This is a genomic window from Pseudomonas sp. OST1909 (assembly GCF_015277575.1).
In the GTDB taxonomy this organism is placed as follows: domain Bacteria; phylum Pseudomonadota; class Gammaproteobacteria; order Pseudomonadales; family Pseudomonadaceae; genus Aquipseudomonas; species Aquipseudomonas synxantha_A.
Genome location: NZ_CP063780.1, coordinates 693760 through 710352, shown reverse-complemented (window position 1 = coordinate 710352; position 16593 = coordinate 693760). Strand labels below are relative to the sequence as shown.

Genomic DNA, 16593 nt, shown 5'->3' with positions numbered 1-16593 from the left:
AGGATAAGAAAATGGCAACGACCACCCTTGGGGTCAAACTCGACGACCCGACCCGCGAGCGCCTGAAAGCCGCCGCGACCTCCATTGATCGCACGCCGCACTGGCTGATCAAGCAGGCAATTTTCAATTACCTGGAGAAACTCGAGGGTGGTGCAACCCTGTCCGAGCTCAATGGCTTGAGCAGCAAGGACGCCGAAGACGCGGGCGAGATTCAGGCTGACCACGCCCACCAGTGCTTCCTTGAGTTCGCTGAAAGCATTCTGCCGCAATCGGTACTGCGCGCTTCGATCACCGCCGCTTACCGCCGTCCGGAACCGGAAGTGGTACCGATGCTGATCGAGCAGGCGCGCCTGCCGGCAGACATGGCCGAAGCCACCAACAAGCTGGCCGCCACCATTGCCGAAAAACTGCGCAACCAGAAGAGCGCCGGCGGCCGTGCCGGTATCGTCCAGGGCTTGCTGCAAGAATTCTCCCTGTCGTCCCAGGAAGGCGTGGCGCTGATGTGCCTGGCCGAAGCGCTGCTGCGCATCCCGGACAAAGGCACCCGTGACGCGCTGATCCGCGACAAGATCAGCACCGGCAACTGGCAGCCGCACCTGGGCAACAGCCCGTCGCTGTTCGTTAACGCCGCCACCTGGGGCCTGTTGCTGACCGGCAAACTGGTCGCCACCCACAACGAAGCGGGCCTGACCTCCTCCCTGAGCCGCATCATCGGCAAAAGCGGCGAGCCGATGATCCGCAAGGGCGTCGACATGGCCATGCGCCTGATGGGCGAACAGTTCGTCACCGGCGAAACCATCGCCGAAGCCCTGGCCAATGCGAGTAAGTTCGAAGCCAAGGGCTTCCGTTACTCCTACGACATGCTCGGTGAAGCCGCCCTCACCGAACACGATGCCCAGAAGTACCTGGCCTCGTATGAACAAGCCATTCACTCCATCGGCAAAGCCTCCCATGGCCGTGGGATCTATGAAGGCCCTGGCATCTCCATCAAGCTCTCCGCCCTGCACCCGCGCTACAGCCGTGCGCAGTACGAGCGCGTGATGGACGAACTGTACCCGCGTCTGCTGTCGCTGACCTTGCTGGCCAAGCAATACGACATCGGCCTGAACATCGACGCCGAAGAAGCCGACCGCCTGGAACTGTCCCTGGACCTGCTGGAGCGTCTGTGTTTCGAGCCGCAACTGACCGGCTGGAACGGTATCGGTTTTGTGATCCAGGCTTACCAGAAGCGTTGCCCGTATGTGATCGACTACGTCATCGACCTGGCCCGCCGCAGCCGCCATCGCCTGATGATCCGCCTGGTAAAAGGCGCGTACTGGGACAGCGAAATCAAACGCGCCCAGGTCGAGGGCCTGGAAGGCTACCCGGTGTACACCCGCAAGGTGTACACCGACGTTTCCTATATTGCCTGTGCACGCAAACTGCTGTCGGTGCCGGAAGCCATCTACCCGCAGTTCGCCACGCACAACGCCCACACCCTGTCGGCCATCTACCATATCGCCGGTCAGAACTATTACCCCGGCCAGTACGAGTTCCAATGCCTGCACGGCATGGGTGAACCGTTGTACGAGCAAGTGGTGGGCAAGGTATCCGAGGGCAAGCTGAACCGTCCGTGCCGTGTGTACGCGCCGGTCGGTACCCACGAAACACTGCTGGCCTACCTGGTACGCCGCCTGTTGGAAAACGGCGCCAACACCTCGTTCGTCAACCGCATCGCCGACCAATCGATCTCGATCCAGGAGCTGGTGGCCGATCCAGTGGCCAGCATCGAGCAGATGGCCACGCTGGAAGGCGGCTTCGGCTTGCCGCACCCGCGTATTCCACTGCCGCGTGACCTGTATGGCAGCGACCGCGCCAACTCGGCCGGTATCGACCTGGCCAACGAACACCGTCTGGCGTCGTTGTCCTGCGCCTTGCTGGCGACCGCGCACAACAACTGGAAAGCCGCGCCGATGCTCGGTTGCGCCTCCAGCCAGGAAGCGGCACAACCGGTGCTGAACCCGTCCGACCTGCGTGATGTGGTTGGCCACGTACAGGAAGCTACCGTCGAAGACGTCGACAACGCGATCCAGTGCGCGATCAGCGCCGCACCGATCTGGCAGGCCACCCCGCCCGCCGAACGCGCCGCGATCCTGGAGCGTGCCGCCGACCTGATGGAAGGCGAGATCCAGCCGCTGATGGGCCTGCTGGCCCGTGAAGCCGGCAAGACCTTCGCCAACGCCATCGCCGAAGTGCGTGAAGCCGTGGACTTCCTGCGCTACTACGCAGTGCAGGCACGCAACGATTTTACCAATGACGCCCATCGCCCACTGGGCCCGGTGGTCTGCATCAGCCCGTGGAACTTCCCGCTGGCGATCTTCAGCGGCCAAGTCGCGGCTGCCCTGGCTGCCGGTAACCCGGTGCTGGCCAAGCCTGCCGAACAAACTCCGCTGGTCGCCGCCCAAGCCGTGCGCATCCTGCTCGAAGCCGGCATTCCGGAAGGCGTGCTGCAACTGCTGCCGGGCCAGGGTGAAAGCGTCGGCGCCCGCCTGGTGGGTGATGATCGCGTCAAAGGCGTGATGTTCACCGGTTCCACCGAAGTTGCTCGCTTGTTGCAACGCAATGTCGCAGGGCGCCTGGATGCCCAGGGTCGCCCGATCCCGCTGATCGCCGAAACCGGTGGCCAGAACGCGATGATCGTTGATTCGTCGGCGCTCACCGAACAGGTGGTGATCGACGTGGTGTCGTCGGCCTTCGACAGCGCCGGTCAACGTTGCTCGGCCCTGCGCGTATTGTGCCTGCAGGAAGATTCGGCAGACCGCGTCATCGAAATGCTCAAGGGCGCCATGGCTGAATGCCGCCTGGGCAACCCGGAACGCCTGTCGGTGGATATCGGCCCAGTGATCGACGCCGAAGCCAAGGCCGGCATCGAGAAGCACATCCAGGCCATGCGCGACAAAGGCCGCAACGTTTATCAGGTTGCAATTGCCGATGGCGAAGAGATCAAGCGCGGCACCTTTGTGATGCCAACCCTGATCGAGCTGGAAAGCTTCGACGAGCTGCAACGTGAGATCTTCGGTCCGGTACTGCACGTGGTGCGCTACAAGCGTAAAGAGATCGACCAGTTGATCGGCCAGATCAATGCGTCGGGCTACGGTCTGACCCTGGGCGTGCATACCCGCATCGACGAGACCATCGCCAAGGTGATCGACAACGTCAACGCCGGTAACGTCTACGTCAACCGCAACATCGTAGGTGCCGTGGTCGGCGTGCAGCCGTTCGGCGGCGAAGGCCTGTCGGGCACTGGCCCGAAAGCCGGCGGCCCGTTGTATCTGTACCGCCTGCTGTCGACTCGTCCTACCGACGCGATCGAGCAATCCTTCGTACGTGGCGACGCATTGACTGCACCGGACGTGCGCCTGCGCGACGCCATGAGCCAACCGCTGACCGCCCTGAAAACCTGGGCCGACAGCCACAAGTTCAGCGAACTGAGCGCGCTGTGCACGCAGTTCGCAGCACAGTCGCAAAGCGGTATCACCCGGCAACTGGCCGGCCCGACCGGCGAGCGCAACAGCTACGCGATCCTGCCGCGCGAACACGTGCTGTGCCTGGCTGAAGTGGAAGGCGATCTGCTGACCCAACTGGCGGCAGTGCTGGCCGTCGGCGGTTCGGCGGTATGGCCGGAAACCGAGCTGACCAAGGCCCTGTTCCCACGCCTGCCGCGAGACATTCAGGCGAAGATCAAGCGCGTGGCCGACTGGACCAAGGACGACGTAGTGTTTGACGCCGTGCTGCATCACGGTGATTCCGACCAATTGCGTGCGGTGTGCCAGCAAGTGGCGCAGCGCGGTGGGGCGATTGTTGGGGTGCATGGCCTGTCGCAAGGCGAAACGGCGATTGCGCTGGAGCGCCTGGTGATCGAGCGCGCATTGAGCGTAAACACTGCTGCGGCAGGTGGTAACGCCAGCTTGATGACCATCGGCTAACTGACAAAACGCGGTAAAAGTGTGGGAGCTGGCTTGCCTGCGATAGCGGTGAGCCAGTGACATAGATGTGGACTGGCACGGCCTCATCGCAGGCAAGCCAGCTCCCACACCGATCGCGCTCCCCCTTGCGCCAGCGTTTTGCCCTTCTATCACTTAGATCAATCTTGCTACCCACCCTCCATTCGCGCGCTTAGACTCAGGCCAATTCCTTCAAAGGTAATCCGCCATGTCCGAGACGCTGCTCAGTTCCCGCAATCTGGCTTTCGAGCTGTACGAAGTCCTCGATGCCGAGGGCCTGACCCAGCGTGAGCGGTTTGCCGAACACAATCGCGAAACCTTCGATGCAGCCATCAGCACGGCGCGCAGCATCGCAGAGAAGTACTTCGCCCCCCACAACCGCAAGAATGATGAAAACGAGCCGCGCTATGAAGACGGCCAGGCGATCCTGATTCCGGAAGTCAAACCGGCCGTGGACGCCTTCCTGGAAGCAGGCTTCCTCAACGCTGCGCGCAGTTTCGAAGCCGGTGGCATGCAGTTGCCGACGCTGTTGTCGCAGGCGTGTTTCGCGCACTTTCAATCGGCCAACGCCGCATCGACCTCCTACCCGTTCCTGACCATGGGCGCCGCCAACCTGATCGAAAGCTTCGGCACCGAGGAACAGAAGCAGCGCTTCCTGCAACCGATGATCGACGGACGCTTCTTCGGCACCATGGCCCTGACCGAGCCCCATGCCGGCTCCTCGCTGTCAGATATTCGAACCCGCGCAGAACCGGCGGCTGACGGCAGTTATCGCCTCAAAGGCAACAAGATCTTCATCTCCGGTGGCGACCACTCGCTGTCGGAAAACATCGTGCACATGGTGCTGGCCAAATTGCCGGACGCACCTGCGGGTGTGAAGGGCATTTCGCTGTTTATCGTGCCCAAGTTCCTGGTCAACGATGACGGCAGCCTGGGCGAACGCAACGATGTGCTGCTGGCCGGGCTGTTTCACAAGATGGGCTGGCGCGGTACTACGTCCACGGCGCTTAACTTCGGCGATAACGGCAACTGCGTCGGCTACTTGGTGGGCAAACCGCACCAGGGCCTGAGCTGCATGTTCCAGATGATGAATGAAGCACGCATTGGCGTGGGCATGGGCGCGGTGATGCTCGGTTACGCCGGCTACCTCTACTCGCTGGACTACGCCCGCGAACGGCCCCAGGGTCGCCTGCCCGATAGCAAAGACCCAGGCACCGCACCAGTGGCGATCATTCAGCACGCCGATATCAAGCGCATGTTGCTGACCCAGAAAGCCTATGTGGAAGGCGCCTTTGACCTGGGCCTTTACGCAGCCCGACTGTTTGACGACACCACCACCCTGGCAACCGACACCGAGCGCAAGCACGCCCACGAACTGCTGGACCTGCTCACCCCCATCGTCAAATCCTGGCCGTCGGAGTTTTGCCTCAAGGCCAACGAACTGGCGATCCAGATTCTCGGCGGCCACGGCTACACCCGCGAATACCCGGTGGAGCAGTACTACCGCGACAACCGCTTGAACCCGATCCATGAAGGCACCCACGGCATCCAGTCCCTGGACTTGCTTGGGCGCAAATTGGCGCAGAACGGCGGTGCCGGCTTGAAGCAATTGATTCGCCTGATTGTCGAAACCGGGGCCCGTGCGCAGAAGTACTCCTCACTCACGGCACTGCGAGAGCCATTGGAGCAACTGGTCAACCGACTGCAAGGCGTCACGCTTGGCCTGCTGACCGATCTCGCCCAGGGCAAGGTCAACAGCAGCCTGGCGAACTCGGCGCTGTACTTGAAAGTGTTCGGGCACACGGTGATTGGCTGGCGCTGGCTGGAACAGGCGATCCGCGCTGAAGAAGGGCTGGCCAAGGGTGACGCGGCCGATGCGGCCTTCTACAAGGGCAAGCTCCAGGCCGCCCGGTACTTCCTGACTTGGGAAGTGCCGAGCTGCCATCACGAACTGGCAATTCTGGAGGCACGCGACGATACGTGCCTGGGGATGCAGGATGAGTGGTTCTAAGGCTGGATCGCCTTGGAAATCACCTCGACCGTGGCGCTGACTTGCTCTTGGTAACGGTCGAGTTCCTGTTGGTGAGCCTGTTGCATTTCGATCTGCTCGGCGCACAGGTTCAGCGCGGCCAGTACCAATAATTTGTCACCGATCAGGGTCGGGTACTTTTTCTTGGTAACCGCCAGGGAAGCCTTGAGCATGGTCACGGCATGCATCAGGGTCTGATCTTCACCGGCCGGTGCCTTGATCGAGTAATCCTCTCCGAGAATCGAAACGACCTTTATCCCCTCATTCATGCGCTGACAGGCCCTGCACTCACACGCTCAACCAGGGCCTGGATGCGTGCGGCGGTGGCGCCATGCTTTTCTTCCTGCTCCATCAGGTTCAGTTGCAGGCTGTCGTTTTCATCCTTGGCGCGAGCCAGTTCGGCCTTGAGGGATTCGTTGCTGCCCAGCAGCTCTTGATTCTGCTGTACCAGGTCGCTGACAAGTTGTTCCAATTGGCTGAGAGATGCTTCTAACATTTTGATTTCCCGGGCTTTTAAAAGGGCGGTGACGATAAAGAAAATTCACCTCGGATGCCAGGGATATCCCCGGCGTGCAGCCCGATTTATCGGGGCCGGGCCGCACTTTCGAGCCTTAGTGACTGCAATTACCCGATCTGGTTCCTCCAATGCCCCCAACCCTTGGTCAGATGCGACAAAAGCGCGCAGCCCCTTAAGACTTTAGTCGCAGGGCCGATAACGCAGGCACACCTCGTCTCATGGCCGCACGGATCGCGCTTCCCCCCAGGATTCCAGCATGTCTCTTCGTAATATGAATATCGCCCCGAGGGCCTTCCTCGGCTTCGCGTTTATTGGCGCCCTGATGTTGTTGCTGGGTGTGTTCGCCCTGAACCAGATGAGCAAGATTCGCGCAGCCACCGAAGACATCACCTCGGCCAGCGTGCCAAGCATTCGTGCCCTCGACGAATTCACCCAACTGACCCTGCGCCTGCGCGTGCTGTCGTACCGCTTGCTGACCAACCGCGAGCCGGATGTACAGCAAAAGACGTTGGAAGCCTTCGAGATGCGCAATCAGCAGATTCGCACGGCCCAGGGCATCTACGAAAAACTCATCACCAGTACCCAGGAACGCAACGCCTACGACGAATACGTGCGCCTGCTGGGCCAGTACCACCAGATTGAAGAGCGCATGAAGAGCCTTTCACGCGCCAATCAGATCGACGAGCTGCGCAACTTGCTGAACACCGAGTTGCTGAGCAACTCCGAGCAAGTCAACGCCGTATTGACCCGTTTGCTGGATATCAATAACGACGACGCCAACGCCACCAACCAGCAAGCCAAAGACCAATACGACACGGCCTTTGACTTGGTGGTGGGCCTGCTGGTGGTTGCCACGGCGCTGACCGTGTTGTTCGCCTGGTTGCTGACCCGCAGCATCACCCTGCCCATCGCCCGCGCCCTTGAAGCCGCGGAAGAAGTGGCCGAAGGCAACCTCACACGCCCGATCACCGTGGACGGCAACGATGAGGCCGGGCGCCTGCTCGCCGCCATGGCCAAGATGCAAAACAAACTGCGTGACACCCTGCAACGCATCGCCGGCTCCGCCACTCAGTTGGCGTCTGCCGCCGAAGAGCTGAACGCCGTCACCGACGAAAGCGCCCGTGGCCTGACCCAGCAAAACAACGAAATCGAACAAGCCGCCACCGCCGTCAACGAGATGACCAGCGCCGTCGAAGAAGTCGCACGCAATGCCGTGAGCACTTCCGAAGCCTCGCGCAACGCCACCACCTCTGCCGGTGATGGTCGGGACCTGGTGCAGGAAACCGTCAGCGCCATCGAACGCATGAGCGCTGACGTGCAGGCCACCGCCTCCCTGATTGGCGACTTGGCCAATGAATCGCGGGATATCGGCAAAGTGCTGGACGTGATTCGCGGCCTGGCCGACCAGACCAACCTGCTGGCCCTGAACGCGGCGATTGAAGCCGCACGGGCCGGGGAAGCCGGACGCGGGTTCGCCGTAGTGGCCGACGAGGTGCGAGCACTGGCCCATCGCACGCAACAGTCCACCAGCGAGATCGAGCGCATGATCGGCAGTATCCAGACGGGTACTGAGCACGCAGTGGATTCGATGCGCAATAGCACCGAGCGGGCCGAATCGACGCTGAACATCGCCAAGGGCGCGGGCCTGTCGCTGGATACCATCAACACGGCGATTGTCGAGATCAACGAGCGCAACCTGGTGATCGCCAGCGCGGCGGAGGAACAGGCCCAGGTGGCGCGGGAAGTGGACCGTAACCTGGTGAATATTCGCGACCTGTCGGTGCAATCCGCTACGGGCGCCAGCCAGACCAGCGCCGCGAGCAACGAACTGTCGCGCCTGGCAGTTGATCTGAATGGGATGGTAGGCCGCTTCCGTCTCTGAAATAAGCCTTTGCTCACACCGCATACCCTGTGGGAGCTGGCTTGCCTGCGATAGCAATCTGTCAGTTAGCGCCCCTGGCGCCTGGCACACCGCAATCGCAGGCAAGCCAGCTCCCACATTTGATTGATGTGCAGCCACAAAAGCTTTTTGACAGCGCAGCAATTCAACAGGTTAGAATCGCTGGCACGCAGACTGCATGGTCAGTTTGCGCCCCGTCTTCCCTGCTCTGGAGTACTGCCTTTGAATGCGACGACCATCAACAGCCTGTTCTTGATCGGCGCGTTGCTGGTAAGTGCGAGCATTCTGGTGAGTTCCCTTTCGTCCCGCCTGGGTATCCCGATTTTGGTGATCATCCTGGCCGTGGGCATGACCGCCGGTGTCGATGGCGGCGGCATCATTTTCGATAACTACCCCACCGCCTACCTGGTGGGCAACCTCGCCCTGGCCGTGATCCTGCTCGACGGCGGCTTGCGCACACGGGTGGCGAGTTTCCGCGTGGCGCTGTGGCCGGCCTTGTCCCTGGCCACGGTGGGGGTGTTGATTACCACCGGCCTCACCGGCATGGCGGCGGCCTGGCTGTTCGACCTCAATATCATCCAGGGCTTGCTGATTGGCGCCATCGTCGGCTCCACGGACGCCGCGGCAGTGTTCTCGCTGCTGGGCGGCAAGGGCCTCAACGAACGGGTCAGCGCCAGCCTGGAAATCGAATCCGGCAGCAACGACCCGATGGCGGTGTTCCTCACCGTCACCCTGATCGACATGCTCGCCAGCGGCCAGACCGGCCTGCACTGGAGCCTGTTGACTCACCTGATTCGTGAATTCGGTATCGGTGGCCTGGTGGGCCTGGGCGGCGGCTGGCTGATGCTGCAGCTGGTCAACCGCATCAACCTGGCCAATGGCCTGTACCCGATTCTGGTAATCGCCGGCGGCCTGTTCGTTTTCGCCCTGACCAACGCCCTGCACGGCAGCGGCTTCCTCGCCGTGTACCTGTGCGGTCTGGTCATCGGCAACCGCCCGGTGCGCAGCCGCCATGGCATCCTGCATATGCTCGACGGCATGGCCTGGCTGGCGCAGATCGGCATGTTCCTGGTGCTGGGCCTTCTGGTCACGCCCCATGACCTGCTGCCCATCGCCCTGCCCGCGCTGGGCCTGGCGCTGTGGATGATCCTGTTTGCGCGGCCTCTTTCGGTGATGGTTGGCCTGTTGCCGTTCAAGGCCTTCCACGGTCGCGAAAAAGCCTTTATCGCCTGGGTCGGCCTGCGCGGCGCGGTGCCGATCATCCTCGCGGTGTTCCCGCTGATGGCCGGCCTGCCCCATGCGCAGCTGTACTTCAACCTGGCGTTCTTTATCGTGCTGGTGTCGCTGCTGGTGCAGGGCACAAGCCTGCCGTGGGTGGCCAAGTTGCTCAAAGTCACCGTACCGCCGGACCCGGCACCGATTTCCCGCGCAGCCCTGGAAGTGCACGTCACCAGCGAGTGGGAGCTGTTCGTCTACCGCCTCGGCGCCGAGAAATGGTGCATCGGTGCGGCCCTGCGCGAGCTGAAAATGCCCGAAGGCACGCGCATCGCTGCACTGTTTCGTGGCCAGCAACTGCTCCATCCGTCGGGTAGTACGGTGCTGGAAGTCGATGATTTGCTCTGTGTGATCGGCCATGAACACAACCTGCCGGCCCTGGGCAAACTGTTCAGCCAGGCACCGCAACGGGGCCTCGATTTGCGCTTCTTCGGCGACTTCGTGCTCGAAGGCGACGCCCAGCTGGGCGCGGTCTCGGCCTTGTACGGGCTCAAGCTCGAGGGTATCGACCCGGACATGCCGCTGAGTCGCTTCATCACCCAGAAGGTCGGCGGTGCACCGGTGGTAGGCGACCAGGTGGAATGGAACAACACCATCTGGACCGTCGCGGTCATGGACGGGAACAAGATTGGCAAAGTCGGCGTCAGATTCCCCGAAGGAAGTCGCCCGGGCCCCGGACTCTTCCTCTAAACTGCGGGGCAACAACGCCCCGATTCTTCACCTTGCAAGACCGGTCTCTATGCCAACCCTGCGCACTTTTATCGCCACTGCCCTGCTGGGCCTGACCCTTTGCGTCGGCGCCGTTCACGCTGCCGACCCGCCCAGCGCCGACGCCATCCAGCAAACCCTGGATAAACTGCCCGACCGCAAGCTGCCCGACGCTGACATGAAGGCGTTGCAGGGCATCCTGCAGCAGACCCTGACGTACCTGGCGAACCAACAGGATTACGAGCAGCGCCTTGCCGATCTCAAGCGCCAGCTGGAAGAGGCCCCACGCCAGACCACCGACAACCAGCGCGAACTGGCCCGGCTCAAGGCCACCAAAATCATCCCGGTGGCCCAACGCTACGCCTCGCTGCCCGTGCCGCAGCTTGAGCAATTGCTGGTGCAACGCAGCACCCAGCAAGGCGACCTGCAAAAAGAGCTGGCCGACGCCAACAGCCTGACCATCGCCGCCCAGACCCGCCCCGAGCGCGCCCAGACCGAAATCAGCAGCAGCCAGACGCGCATCCAGCAGATCAATGCCACGCTCAAGCTGGGCAAAGACAACGGCAAAGCCCTCAGCGGCGACCAGCGCAACCAGTTGAACGCTGAACTGGCGGCCCTGAATGCGTTGATCCCGCTGCGCCGCCAGGAGTTGGCCGGCAACAGCCAGTTGCAAGACCTGGGCAACAGCCAGCACGACCTGATCCAGGAAAAAACCGCGCGCCTGGAGCAGGAAATCCAGGACCTGCAAACCCTGATCAACCAGAAACGCCTGGCCCAGTCCCAGCAGACGGTGACCCAACAGTCCATCGAAGCCCAGAAAGCCGGGGGCAGCAGCATCCTTGCCAAGGAAAGCGCCGACAACCTGAAGCTGTCCGATTACCTGCTCAAGAGCACTGACCGTCTCAATGACCTGACCCAGAAGAACCTGCAGACCAAGCAGCAACTGGACACGATCAACCAAAGCGATTCGGCCCTGGACGAGCAGATCAACGTGCTCAAGGGCAGCCTGCTGCTTTCCAAGATTCTGTATAAGCAAAAACAGGCCCTGCCGCGCCTTACCGTCGACCGCGACCTGGCCGACGATATCGCCAACATTCGGCTGTACCAGTTCGAGGTCAACCAGCAGCGTGAGCTGATCAGTTCCCCCAGCGCCTATGTGGATAACCTGCTGGCCAACCAGCCACCGGACGAAGTCACGCCGCAACTGCGTCGCACCTTGCTGGAACTGGCGATCACCCGCAGCGACCTGCTGGAGCGCCTGAGCCGCGAGCTGAGTGCGCTACTGAACGAATCGATCACCCTGCAACTGAACCAGAAGCAACTGTTGAGCACCGCCACTACACTGCGCGCCACGCTTGATGAGCAGATGTTCTGGATCCCGAGCAACAAGCCGCTGGACACCGAATGGCTGGAAACCGTGCCGGCGCACCTGAGCAAGCAAGTCGCCACGCTGCCCTGGGCGTCCAGCGTCAGCGAACTGTATGACGGCCTGACCCAGCGCCCGTTGCTGTTCCTGCCGCTGCTGCTGTTGCTCGGCGCGCTATTGTGGCGGCGCAAGGCGTTGTACCAGCGCCTCAACAAGGTCCACCTGGACATCGGTCACTTCAAGCGCGACAGCCAGTGGCATACGCCGCAGGCGATCCTGATCAATATTTTGCTGGCAATGCCGGTGTCACTGGGCCTGGCGCTGTGCGGCTATGCCTTGCAGATCGACGCCCGCGGGCAAAACGCCAACCTGGGCTCGGCCCTGCTGCAGATCGCCCAGGCGTGGCTGGTGTTCTACACCGCCTACCGCATCCTTGCGCCGGGCGGTGTGGCCGAACTGCACTTTCGCTGGGAGAAACCTCAGGTCCAGTTCCTCCAGGGCTGGATACGCAAGCTCGGGCTGGTGGTACTGGCCCTGGTGGCAGTGGTGGCGATTGCCGAACACCAACCGGCGGCACTGGCCGAAGACGTGCTGGGCATTGCCGTGGTGCTCACCTGCTATGGCTTGATGGCGTGGCTGCTAAGCCGCCTGCTGCTCAACAGCCCCACCCATGAAAAGGCCTCGCTGTTTCGCAAGGCCATCGGGCTGGTGTTCACCGCCCTGCCGATCGCGCTGTTCATCGCCGTGTGCTTTGGCTACTACTACACCGCCCTGAAACTCAGCGACCGGCTGATCAACACCCTGTACCTGCTGATGTTCTGGCTGGTGATCGAGGCCACCTTCGTGCGCGGCCTCGGCGTGGCCGCCCGGCGCCTGGCCTATGCCCGCGCCCTGGCCAAACGCCAGGCCGCCAAGGAAGCCGGTGATGGCGAAGCGGTGATCGAGGAGCCGACTCTGGACATCGAACAGGTCAACGAACAGTCCATGCGCCTGATCCGCCTGGCTTTGCTCGGCGGCTTTATCGCGGCGCTGTACTGGGTGTGGTCGGACCTGATCTCGGTGTTTTCGTACCTGGATAACGTCACCCTGTACGAATACACCAGCGGTACGGGTACCAATATCAGCATGGTGCCCATCAGTATCGGCGACCTGCTCGGCGCGTCGATCATCATCGGCATCACCTTCGCCCTGGCGCGCAACCTGCCCGGCCTGCTGGAAGTGCTGGTGCTGTCCAAGCTGGACCTGGCCCAGGGCAGCGCCTATGCCACCACCACCTTGCTGTCCTACATCATTGCCGGCGTGGGGTTTGTCACCACCCTGTCCACCCTCGGCGTGAGCTGGGACAAGCTGCAATGGCTGGTTGCGGCGCTGTCGGTGGGCCTCGGTTTCGGTATGCAGGAGATCTTCGCCAACTTCATTTCCGGCATCATGATCCTGTTCGAACGCCCGGTGCGCATTGGCGATACCATCACCATCGGCAACCTGTCGGGCACGGTGAGCAAGATCCGCATTCGCGCCACCACCATCACCGACTTCGACAATAAAGACATCATTGTCCCGAACAAGACCTTTATTACCGGGCAACTGATCAACTGGTCGCTGACCGACACCATCACTCGCGTCACCTTGAAACTCGGCGTGGACTACGGCTCCGACCTGGATCTGGTGAAGGAATTGCTACTCAAAGCCGCACGGGAAAACCCGCGGGTACTGAAAGAGCCCGAACCCCATGTGTACTTCCTCAACTTCGGCGAAAGCACCCTGGACCACGAGCTGCGTATGCATGTGCGCGACCTCGGCGACCGCAACCCGGTGCTGGATGAGGTCAACCGCTTTATCAACCGCGAGTTCAAGAAACAGCACATCAACATCTCGTTCAGGCAGATGGAGATCTACCTGAAAAACCTCCACGGCCAGGAATACAAACTGGTACCGGCCGAGGATGAGCGCAAGACCATCGTTGAGCCCGTCGACAAGCCCGACGCACCAGAGCCACCCGCCGGCAAAGTGGTGGATGCGCCGGAGCCGCCACCGAGCAAACTCGACTAAACGCCCTATCCCCAGCAGAATGCTCGGACATTCTGCTGGAGATGGCCGGTGAAAGCCCTCGACGAACTGACCTTCGACAACCGCTTCGCACGCCTGGGCGACGCGTTCTCAACCCACGTATTGCCAGAGCCCCTGGACGAACCGCGCCTGGTGGTGGCAAGCAATGACGCCATGGCGCTGCTCGACCTTGACCCGGCCGTGGCTGAAACGCCCGTGTTTGCCGAACTGTTTGGCGGCCACAAGCTGTGGGCCGAAGCCGAACCAAGGGCGATGGTCTATTCGGGGCATCAGTTTGGCGGCTACACCCCGCAATTGGGCGATGGCCGCGGGTTGTTGCTGGGCGAGGTCTACAACGAGGCCGGCGAACACTGGGATTTGCACCTCAAGGGCGCCGGCATGACGCCTTACTCACGCATGGGCGACGGGCGTGCCGTATTGCGCTCATCGATCCGGGAATTCCTCGCCTCCGAAGCGCTACACGCGCTGGGTATCCCCAGCAGCCGCGCTCTATGCGTGATCGGCTCCAGCACCCCGGTCTGGCGTGAGAAACAGGAACGTGGCGCCATGGTGTTGCGCCTGGCCCATAGCCATATCCGCTTCGGGCATTTCGAATACTTCTACTACACCAAAAAGCCCGAACAGCAGGCCGAGCTGGCCGAACACGTGTTGAACCTGCATTACCCCGAGTGCCGCGAGCAGCCTGAGCCGTACCTGGCGATGTTCCGCGAAATCGTCGAGCGCAATGCCGAGATGATCGCCAAATGGCAGGCTTATGGCTTCTGCCACGGCGTGATGAACACCGACAACATGTCGATCCTGGGCATCACCTTCGACTTCGGGCCGTTTGCGTTTCTCGATGATTTTGACGCGCACTTCATCTGTAACCATTCCGATCATGAAGGGCGTTACTCCTTCAGCAACCAGGTACCGATCGGGCAGTGGAACCTCAGCGCATTGGCCCAGGCGCTTACGCCGTTTATCAGCGTTGACGCCTTGAAAGAGGCACTTGGCCTGTACCTGCCGTTCTACCAGGCCCACTACCTGGACTTGATGCGCCGCCGGCTGGGGCTGACGACCGCTGAAGAGGATGACCAGAAACTGGTGGAAGGCTTGCTTAAGCTGATGCAGAACAGTGGCGTGGACTACACGCTGTTCTTCCGACGGCTGGGCGATGAATCGGCAGCGCTGGCCGTGGCGCGGTTGCGCGATGACTTTGTCGACATGGCCGGGTTCGATGCCTGGGCCGAACTCTACAAAGCCCGTGTTGCGCGGGATGGGGATGACAGCCAGGGGCAACGCCGTGAGCGCATGCATGCGGTGAACCCGCTCTATATCCTGCGCAACTACCTCGCCCAAAACGCCATCACCGCCGCCGAGTCCGGGGACTACAGCGAAGTGCGGCGGCTGCATGAGGTGCTTTGCAAACCGTTTGAGGAACAAGCGGGAATGGAGCAGTACGCGCAGCGGCCGCCGGATTGGGGCAAGCATCTGGAGATCAGTTGTTCGTCGTAAGCCCTAAAGACAATGGAATTATTCTGCGGTGAATAGGCTCATCAGATCTGAGGCATACGCTGATGCTCCAGATCATAGGCCTCCACCCAGTCAGAAATGATGTCCAGTAGCCCACCCATTGGATGGTCTTCATCTTCTCCCATGATATCGAGCAGCTCATCAATCGCCTCGACCAGGGCGTCATAATCCTCCTCGGTTTGGGGTTTGCGCAGCAGCGTTGCAACGTAAGGCCAATGTTCAATGGCCAGTTTCAAAGCGTCGTTCATGCTTTGTCCTTTTTATCGAGTGTTGATAAACCGCGTCGCCGACACCAGATTGAAGCCAATAGCCGCCCCCAAGGAGCCCCCGATGTCCGAAACTCTTGTAATCCCCTGCCCTCATTGCAATGGCCTCAACCGCATCCCCGGCGAACGCCTGGGTGATGCGCCCAAGTGCGGGCGTTGCAAGCAGCCGGTGTTGTTGAACAAGCCGTTTGAATTGAAACAAGGCGACTACGCCAGCCAGATCAAGGGCGACTTGCCGTTGCTGGTGGATGTGTGGGCCGACTGGTGCGGGCCGTGCAAGTCGTTTGCGCCGGTATTCGAGCAGGCCGCCGAGCAGCTTGAAGGCAAGTGCCGGTTGGCAAAGCTGGACAGTGAGGCCAACCAGCAGCTGTCGGCGCAGTTGGGGATTCGTTCTATTCCCAGTTTGATTCTGTTCAAGAACGGTCGCGAAGTGGCGCGCCAGAGCGGGGCATTTCCGTTGCCGCAGTTGATGAGCTGGTTGCGTAGCCAGGGGGTGTAAAAATCCCCCGCCATCAACTCGGTCAATGTGGGAGCTGGCTTGCCTGCGATGCAGGCGACTCGGTCTGCCTGCTACACCGAGGCGATGCTATCGCAGGCAAGCCAGCTCCCACATTGAATGCATTTCAGCTTTAGGTCAGGGGGGCTTCGCGGTCCATCATCTGGCCGACCAGCATGACGCCCAGTTCGCTTAATTGGTGAATCGCCAGAGCCACATCGCGATGTTCGCCTGTGAGGTCGTTGGACAAGTTGAGTAATAGCGTGCGCACGGAGGAGAAGGTTTCGTAGCTGTTGAGCACGAGGGCTTCGGTGGGGAGGTTGGGTGTAACGGTATAAAGGTTAACCATGGATCGTCTCCGAGTAGAGGAGCCGCAGCCTACCGCTACTAAACGGAGGGTGGCAGCTGTACGCAGGTTAGTAGACCGGGGAGACGCAACCGGCGCGCTTGAAAGCGCCCTCCGTACAGCCACCA

At 61.4% G+C, this 16593-nt stretch carries 11 protein-coding genes; 7 read left to right on the top strand and 4 right to left on the bottom strand.

What is annotated here, in order from left to right; translation table 11 throughout:
- Positions 1-11 precede the first annotated feature (11 nt).
- A complete protein-coding gene (gene putA, locus IH404_RS03135) occupies positions 12-3965 on the top strand; it encodes a trifunctional transcriptional regulator/proline dehydrogenase/L-glutamate gamma-semialdehyde dehydrogenase (RefSeq protein WP_194439931.1) in 3954 nt (1317 codons plus the stop codon).
- Between the two features lie 226 nt (positions 3966-4191).
- Positions 4192-5994: an acyl-CoA dehydrogenase gene (locus tag IH404_RS03130; RefSeq protein WP_194439929.1), complete on the top strand. Its 1803-nt coding sequence runs from the start codon at positions 4192-4194 to the stop codon at positions 5992-5994.
- On the opposite strand, the gene IH404_RS03125 is transcribed toward IH404_RS03130, so the two are convergent.
- Positions 5991-6281: a cell division protein ZapA gene (locus IH404_RS03125; RefSeq protein WP_005784113.1), complete on the bottom strand. Its 291-nt coding sequence runs from the start codon at positions 6279-6281 to the stop codon at positions 5991-5993. The two genes, IH404_RS03130 and IH404_RS03125, sit on opposite strands and share 4 nt — an antisense overlap.
- A complete protein-coding gene (locus IH404_RS03120; protein WP_003187970.1) occupies positions 6278-6508 on the bottom strand; it encodes a hypothetical protein in 231 nt (76 codons plus the stop codon). Before IH404_RS03120 ends, IH404_RS03125 begins: the two co-directional genes overlap by 4 nt.
- A gap of 277 nt (positions 6509-6785) precedes the next feature.
- Here IH404_RS03120 and IH404_RS03115 point away from each other — a divergent pair, with 277 nt between their 5' ends.
- From IH404_RS03115 to selO, 4 genes are all read left to right on the top strand, one after another.
- Complete coding sequence (locus tag IH404_RS03115) at positions 6786-8411, top strand: methyl-accepting chemotaxis protein (RefSeq protein WP_005784110.1); 1626 nt, start codon at positions 6786-6788, stop codon at positions 8409-8411.
- 240 nt (positions 8412-8651) lie between these two features.
- Complete coding sequence (locus IH404_RS03110) at positions 8652-10394, top strand: potassium/proton antiporter (protein ID WP_005784108.1); 1743 nt, start codon at positions 8652-8654, stop codon at positions 10392-10394.
- Positions 10395-10443: 49 nt separating this feature from the next.
- A complete protein-coding gene (gene mscK / locus IH404_RS03105) occupies positions 10444-13827 on the top strand; it encodes a mechanosensitive channel MscK (protein WP_194439927.1) in 3384 nt (1127 codons plus the stop codon).
- Between the two features lie 48 nt (positions 13828-13875).
- Entirely contained in the window at positions 13876-15339 is a 1464-nt protein-coding gene (gene selO, locus IH404_RS03100; protein ID WP_122732442.1) for a protein adenylyltransferase SelO, read from the top strand.
- Positions 15340-15380: 41 nt separating this feature from the next.
- Here selO and IH404_RS03095 read toward each other — a convergent pair whose 3' ends face one another.
- Positions 15381-15605, bottom strand: a complete 225-nt coding sequence (locus IH404_RS03095; RefSeq protein WP_005784102.1) for a hypothetical protein — start codon at positions 15603-15605, stop codon at positions 15381-15383.
- A gap of 82 nt (positions 15606-15687) precedes the next feature.
- Between IH404_RS03095 and trxC the strand changes: the two genes are divergently transcribed.
- Positions 15688-16122, top strand: coding sequence for a thioredoxin TrxC (trxC, locus tag IH404_RS03090; RefSeq protein WP_122732443.1), 435 nt, complete (start codon positions 15688-15690; stop codon positions 16120-16122).
- A gap of 130 nt (positions 16123-16252) precedes the next feature.
- On the opposite strand, the gene IH404_RS03085 is transcribed toward trxC, so the two are convergent.
- Positions 16253-16468 carry a DUF6124 family protein gene (locus tag IH404_RS03085; RefSeq protein ID WP_116666217.1) on the bottom strand — a complete coding sequence of 72 codons (216 nt, stop codon included), beginning with the start codon at positions 16466-16468 and terminating at the stop codon, positions 16253-16255.
- Positions 16469-16593 lie beyond the last annotated feature (125 nt).

What these genes read in the sequence shown, in the direction of transcription:
- mscK (WP_194439927.1), top strand. Translation starts at nt 10,444, where the DNA reads ATGCCAACCCTGCGCACTTTTATCGCCACTGCCCTGCTGGGCCTGACC.
- IH404_RS03115 (WP_005784110.1), top strand. Translation starts at nt 6,786, where the DNA reads ATGTCTCTTCGTAATATGAATATCGCCCCGAGGGCCTTCCTCGGCTTC.
- putA (WP_194439931.1), top strand. Translation starts at nt 12, where the DNA reads ATGGCAACGACCACCCTTGGGGTCAAACTCGACGACCCGACCCGCGAG.
- IH404_RS03085 (WP_116666217.1), bottom strand. Translation starts at nt 16,468, where the DNA reads ATGGTTAACCTTTATACCGTTACACCCAACCTCCCCACCGAAGCCCTC.
- IH404_RS03125 (WP_005784113.1), bottom strand. Translation starts at nt 6,281, where the DNA reads ATGAATGAGGGGATAAAGGTCGTTTCGATTCTCGGAGAGGATTACTCG.
- IH404_RS03120 (WP_003187970.1), bottom strand. Translation starts at nt 6,508, where the DNA reads ATGTTAGAAGCATCTCTCAGCCAATTGGAACAACTTGTCAGCGACCTG.
- IH404_RS03095 (WP_005784102.1), bottom strand. Translation starts at nt 15,605, where the DNA reads ATGAACGACGCTTTGAAACTGGCCATTGAACATTGGCCTTACGTTGCA.
- trxC (WP_122732443.1), top strand. Translation starts at nt 15,688, where the DNA reads ATGTCCGAAACTCTTGTAATCCCCTGCCCTCATTGCAATGGCCTCAAC.
- IH404_RS03130 (WP_194439929.1), top strand. Translation starts at nt 4,192, where the DNA reads ATGTCCGAGACGCTGCTCAGTTCCCGCAATCTGGCTTTCGAGCTGTAC.